Consider the following 732-nt stretch of genomic DNA (forward strand, 5'->3'; position numbering starts at 1 on the left):
ATTTATTGACTTTAGTCAGTTTCGTTCGCGTAGCGTACGAAACAAAAAAACCGCGCGTTTCTACGCGTGGACGAAATAGCTTTAGCGATAAAAAACTCCTTTCGATATACTAATAGTGGCTACCAACCGCATATCAGATCGAAAGGAGTTTTTTTATGTCTAACGACGATAAAAGTTTAGCACATACCAGATGGAATTGTAAGTATCACATAGTCTTCACCCCGAAGTATCGACGAAAAGTGATTTATGGAAAGTTAAGAGTAAGTATTGGTCAGATATTAAGAAAATTGTGTGAGATGAAAGATGTTGAAATCATTGAAGCTCATGCCATGCCTGACCATATTCATATGTTAGTAAGAATACCACCAAAGATTAGTATTTCTAGTTTTATGGGCTACTTAAAAGGACGAAGTGCAACCTTAATCCATGAAAAACATGCGAATTTGAAATATAAGTATGGGAATAAAAGCTTTTGGTCCAAAGGATACTACGTGAGTACGGTTGGGTTAAATCAAAAAACAATTGAAAAATATATTCGAGAACAAGAAGCAGATGATCGAATAAGAGATAGTATAAGTAAACAAGAATATGTAGATCCATTTAAATAGTTAAAGAGAGATAGGGCTGTGAGCGGTTGGTGGTCATTTAAAAAGCCCCTTTTAAGGGGCTAGCGAGTGGTAAGCCCTTCTAGGGCTGTTAAAAAGCCACCCGTTTCACGGGTGGATATTTACT

General features: G+C 36.7%; 1 protein-coding gene. It reads left to right on the forward strand.

Features of this window, described 5'->3' with window-relative positions; translation table 11 throughout:
• Window positions 1–155 precede the first annotated feature (155 nt).
• Complete coding sequence (tnpA, locus tag EG2_RS18160; protein WP_008382269.1) at window positions 156–608, forward strand: IS200/IS605 family transposase; 453 nt, start codon at window positions 156–158, stop codon at window positions 606–608.
• Window positions 609–732 lie beyond the last annotated feature (124 nt).

The organism is Enterococcus gallinarum NBRC 100675, assembly GCF_001544275.1.
Lineage (GTDB): Bacteria > Bacillota > Bacilli > Lactobacillales > Enterococcaceae > Enterococcus_D > Enterococcus_D gallinarum.

Bases quoted from the DNA above. Each gene is read 5' to 3' on its own strand.
- tnpA (WP_008382269.1), top strand. From the start codon at position 156: ATGTCTAACGACGATAAAAGTTTAGCACATACCAGATGGAATTGTAAG.